Annotated in this window: 8 protein-coding genes; all 8 read left to right on the forward strand. The window is 56.0% G+C overall.

Annotated features, from left to right (window positions below):
- Positions 1–22 precede the first annotated feature (22 nt).
- The gene (locus WBB95_RS14290) at positions 23–496 is read left to right on the forward strand and encodes a VOC family protein (RefSeq protein ID WP_401208181.1); all 474 of its coding nucleotides are present in this window, start codon (positions 23–25) and stop codon (positions 494–496) included.
- A gap of 45 nt (positions 497–541) precedes the next feature.
- Complete coding sequence (locus WBB95_RS14295; RefSeq protein ID WP_424488168.1) at positions 542–1,066, forward strand: nuclear transport factor 2 family protein; 525 nt, start codon at positions 542–544, stop codon at positions 1,064–1,066.
- Positions 1,067–1,190: 124 nt separating this feature from the next.
- Positions 1,191–1,547, forward strand: coding sequence for a DUF4286 family protein (locus WBB95_RS14300; RefSeq protein ID WP_017337777.1), 357 nt, complete (start codon positions 1,191–1,193; stop codon positions 1,545–1,547).
- 19 nt (positions 1,548–1,566) lie between these two features.
- Positions 1,567–2,058, forward strand: coding sequence for a VOC family protein (locus WBB95_RS14305; protein ID WP_424488169.1), 492 nt, complete (start codon positions 1,567–1,569; stop codon positions 2,056–2,058).
- A gap of 75 nt (positions 2,059–2,133) precedes the next feature.
- A complete protein-coding gene (locus WBB95_RS14310) occupies positions 2,134–3,009 on the forward strand; it encodes an SMP-30/gluconolactonase/LRE family protein (protein WP_424488170.1) in 876 nt (291 codons plus the stop codon).
- A 75-nt stretch (positions 3,010–3,084) separates the two neighbouring features.
- Positions 3,085–3,828, forward strand: coding sequence for an SDR family NAD(P)-dependent oxidoreductase (locus WBB95_RS14315; RefSeq protein ID WP_424488171.1), 744 nt, complete (start codon positions 3,085–3,087; stop codon positions 3,826–3,828).
- Positions 3,829–4,042: 214 nt separating this feature from the next.
- Positions 4,043–5,023, forward strand: a complete 981-nt coding sequence (locus WBB95_RS14320; RefSeq protein ID WP_401208168.1) for a LysR family transcriptional regulator — start codon at positions 4,043–4,045, stop codon at positions 5,021–5,023.
- 22 nt (positions 5,024–5,045) lie between these two features.
- Positions 5,046–5,169 (forward strand): LysR family transcriptional regulator (locus WBB95_RS14325; protein WP_424488172.1); only part of this gene is annotated, 124 nt, incomplete at its 3' end.

Raw genomic sequence — 5,169 nt, forward strand, 5'->3', positions numbered from 1 at the left:
CCACCAACAATAAGGAAACACCATGGATCGCTATATCAATCGCCTGTTTCACGTGTGCATCACCGTTGCTGATATCGATGCTGCACTTGAGTTTTACTGCGGCGTGCTCGGCCTTGAGTCCATCGGCAAACTGCGCCACGAAAGGGCGCCCGGTGAAATCCTTGGTTTTCCGAACCAGATCATTGAAATCCATGCCGACCACCTCGTCGGCAAGGACAAGGACAACGCCACGGTTATCGACCTGATCGAGTTCGTCGAGCCAAAAACCGTGGTCAACAAAAACACTTCTGCGCCGCTGAACCACGCTGGCATCAACCGTATGGCGTTTGGTGTAGACGACACCGATGCCATTCATGAGAAGCTCAAGGCACGCGGCGACATCGTTTTTCTCTGCGAGCCACAAGTGGTGATCGCGCCAACCGGCGGTAAATTCAAGATACTGACGTTCAAAGACCCGTTCGACAACGTTCTGGAAGTGATTGAGTACTGCAAGTAACCCGTGTTTGTAGAATTTATTACTCGGAAAAATCGGAGAATTTAAATGAGTGTCACACAAGACAAGTCCGAAATTATTGATGTCATCAACCTGTATGGCGTCGCGTTGGACGCTCACGCCTGGGACTTGCTGGACGAGGTGTTTACCGAGGATGCCCACGCTGATTTCGGGCCGGCCGGCGCCGTCTGGAAGTCGGTGGGTGCACTGAAGTTCGCTTTCAAGGATTTCCACGAAACGCTGACCAATCACATGCACACCATGACCGGTTCTTGCGTGCACGTTGATGGCGACACTGCCTACGCGCTGACCTACGGTGACTGGCTGCTGTCCCGTGATTCGGCAGTGGGTGGCCCTGACTGGGTTGGCCGTGGCTGGTACGACGATATTCTGGTGCGCACCGACAAAGGCTGGCGCATCAGCAATCGTGTGTGCCGGCTGATTTCCTGGACAGGCAACCCGAATGTGCCTGAACCCGCGTACGAACAGCATCCGGTGATGACCACCCACACGCTGCGCAGTCATCGCGAAGAAGGCAAGGTCCGGTTCTTCGAAGCCATCGCCAAAAAGTAATCAGTTAATAGCAACGACGGATCCACTTCCGATTGTTTGACGGAAGTGGTCTGGGGTTTCTATTACCCGAAATTCCATTGTGGGGCTCTGGCGAAGAGCAACTTTTTATAATTGGAAACTAATCATGAATGACCAGAGCGTTATCTGGACAGTGGGCATCAATTGCTCAGCGGAAGACGAAGACAAGTTCAATGTTTGGTACGACGACGTGCACGTACCGATGTTGATGCAGGGCGACTGCGTGAGAAAAGTCAGCCGCTTCAAACTGGCCGAGGAGACCTATCACGTCGGCGTAACCACCCAGCCGTGCCCGACGTACCTGACGATTTATGAATTCGACAGCCAGGAAAAATTCGAAGACTGGATGAAGAGCCCGTCGCGCATTGAAGCTGGTGAAGACAAGACAAAGACCTGGGGCGACAAGGTGTATGACGTCCAATGGGCAACGCGTTACGACCTCACTAACACCTGGAACGGCTAATTAAAGGGCGGTAAAAGTCATGAACGCACTGGTTAAAAAATTGCTTCACGTTTGCATCACCGTCCCGGACGTTGATCAGGCTCTCAAGTTCTACCGCGATGTACTGGGTTTTGTTTCGACCTTTGAAACCAGAACCGATGAAGCGGATGGCCCGCTGCTGGGTTTCGCCGAAGATGAGATCAGCATTTACGCCCATCACATCCTCACCGCAGGCGCCGATGCCAAGCACGCCACCGAAATCAACCTGATCGAGTACACCAAACCGGCAACGATCATCGGCGATGGCCCGTATGACTTGATGAATCAGGTCGGGATTACCCGTCTCGCATTGCTGGTTGAAAACACTCGCGATGCCTTTGAAAAGATCAGCGCGTACGAAGGTGTCGAGGTGGTTTGCGAGCCCAAAGACATCATCATCCGCAAGCCTGGGCAAAACCTGACCATGACCTGGTTCAGCTTCAAAGACCCTTACGGCGTGTTCATCACCATCGCCGAGCCACCAAAAGCTTAAGCAGCCCCGTTCAATATCGCGGTTCAGCTTGGGTCGGATCGCCTCATTCCAATTCAGGAAAATTCAGGAGATAACATGCAGATCGATGTTCTGGTGGACGTAAAAACCACCATCGGTGAGGGCCCTGTATGGGATGTGCAGGAGCAGCGCCTGTACTGGATCGACGTGGTCGGCGGTCGCGTTTATCGCTGCACCGCTGACGGGCGCGAGGTGCGTACGTGGGAAATGCCCGACACCATCGGCTCGATGGCGCTGCGTCGTAATGGCGGTGCCATTGTGGCACTAGGTTCGGGGTTTCATTTCCTCGACTTCGACACGGGCGAGACACAGCTGATCGTCAATCCCGAGGCTGGCAAGCCGCATAACCGCTTGAACGATGGCAAGGTCGACGCGCGTGGGCGTTTCATCGTCGGCAGCATGGACACCCGCGAGGGCTTTGCCGATGGCACGCTGTTTCGCATCGACCCGGATCTTTCGGTGCATACGCTCGATTCAGGTTTCGCGATTTCCAACGGGCCATGCTGGAGCCCCGACGGTTCGACGTTCTATTTCTCCGATACTTTTTCCGGTGAAATCTGGGCGTACGACTATGACCTCGAAACCGGCGGCATTGCCAACCGTCGCACCTTCACCAAAGCAGGCTTTACCGAGGCGACAGCCACTGACGGCTCGACGGTCGATGCCGAAGGCTACCTTTGGAATGCTCAGGTCTACGCCGGAAAGTTGTGCCGCTTTGCGCCGGACGGCAGCCTCGATCGGGTCATCGAAATGCCGGTAAAGAAGGTCACCAGCGTCAACTTTGGCGGGCCTGACATGGACACGTTGTTTGTCACTTCGATGGCCAAGCCGCCGTTGCCACGCTATCCAGGTGACAACATGATGCGCGGGAGTCTTTTCGCCGTGCGTGGTTTGGGGGTGCAAGGGCTGCCAGAGCCGCGCTTTGGTGGCTAACCCTGACCTTGCCGCGCTACGAGATAGTGGCGCGCGGCGGGGCAACGACAACCTTTAACCTTTGGGGTAGACGCCGTGCAAACCCATAAAAATCGCGTCGCAGTTGTTTCGGGCGCTGCCAAGGGCATTGGCCAGGAACTGGCGATTCAACTGGCACAACGTGGCGCCGCTCTGGCACTGCTGGACATCGCCGATCTTTCGCAAACCCGCGAGCGGATTGAGGAGGCGGGCGGCCAAGCTATTGCCATTCATTGTGATGTCAGCCAGGAAGCCGACTGGATCGCTGCCGGCGAGGTCGTCAAAAACCACTATGGTCGCTGCGACATTCTGGTCAACAACGCCGGGATCTACCCGAATGTGCACTTCGATGCGCTGGACTTCAAAACCTGGCGGCGCACCTTTGAGATCAATCTCGACAGTATGTTTTTGAGCGCAAAAGTCTTTGTACCGATGATGCGCACTAACGGCTGGGGGCGCATCGTTAACGTCTCTTCGACATCGATCGTCACCAACGCCATCGGCGTCAGCCATTACATGGCAAGCAAGATGGGCATCATTGGCTTCACCCGAGGACTGGCGAATGATCTGGGCAAGGACTTCATTACCGTCAATACGCTCGCGCCCGCACTGACAGCGACACCCGGCACCAGCCATATACCCGAGGTCGTACGCGATAGCATTGTCAATTTACAGGCCTTCAAGAGAATGGCGGTGCCCAACGATATTGTCGGGCCAATGCTGTTTTTGACCAGCGAGGACGCACAGTTCGTGACGGGACAGGTGCTGGCTGTCGATGGCGGCATGATGAAAACCTGCTGAACCGTCATCCTCCGGTTCATGGACGATCGGCAAGCGTAGTCTTGCCGTCGTCTGCCTCGTTAACCCTTCTTTCGCCTGTCAGGAGCCTGTGATTTTGCGCCTGTTCATTGAGGTTGGATCAGGGCTGGCAAGCCATTCCCGATATGGATAGAGTACGAGCCACCTATAAAATGCTGGCGGTGATCAGCAAGCATAATAAGAGACGATTCCGCGCATGATGCTCCCCAAGCTGATGCACATCCGCATGTTTGTTGCCGTGTACGAGGAAGGCTCCTTCACTGTTGCTGCCAGCCGCGAAGGGCTGGGACAGTCCGGCGTGTCTGCGCATGTTCGGCAGTTGGAAAATCAATTGGGCGTGCGGCTGTTCGCCCGCGACCGCACGATTATTCCAACGCCCGCCGGGCATGCCTATTACCAGCAATGTGTGCAGTTGCTGCGTCAGCACGAAAGCGCCTGCAACGCAGTCGGTCATCGCGCAGAGCCGTCGGACGGTTCGCTGCGTATAGGCATGATCCCGACCATGACGCGTTCGGTATTCAGCCGCGCACTGCTGGCTTTTGAAGCCGCTTATCCCAACGTTTCCGTGCACCTTACCGAAGGCGCAGGCAGCGTGATTGCGACCGCAGTGCGTCGTGGCATGCTGGATTTCGCCATCACGCAACGCATGTCTTACGACGGCGGTGGCGGGGCGGTCGGGCTGAGTACATCGTTGTTCACGAGAACACCGGCGTTTCTGGTGTCCTCACCTGACTCAGGCTTGCCGCACTGCGAACCGGTGCGTCTGAGCGACATCAAGGACTTGCACCTGGTGCTGCCGATCGGACGACGACCGCTGCTGGAGCAGTACCTGATCGATCACAAGGTGCAAGTCGTGCAGCGCCTCAACTGGTTCGAGTCCATGCTGGGCGCCATGGATCTGGTGCGCTCCAGCCACTGGGCGGCGATTATTTCCGGCCTGTTTATCGCCGACGATCTGCGGCGCAAGCGTTTTACGCTTAACCCGCTGGCCGATCCGATTCTCTGGGACGAAATGCTGCTGGTAGAGCCGGCGCGCAAACCCTTGTCGATGATTGCCCAGAACTTCATCGAGTTTTTGAAGAAGGCTACCGAAGACATCAACGCGATACCGATCCGTATCGCCCATGGCGAGCAGTCGTCAAACGCAGACTTCAAAGAGGTATCGCGCCATGAATGACTCGCTACCCGGTTTGCGGGAAATGCAAATGTTCGTGGCGGTGTACGAGACGCGATCATTCACGGCAGCGGCAGCACGTGAGTTCGCCACTCAGTCGGGCATCTCCCAGCACATCAAACAGATCGAAGAAATGCTCGGCGTGCAGC

The organism is Pseudomonas sp., from assembly GCF_049645325.1.
Classification (GTDB): domain Bacteria; phylum Pseudomonadota; class Gammaproteobacteria; order Pseudomonadales; family Pseudomonadaceae; genus Aquipseudomonas.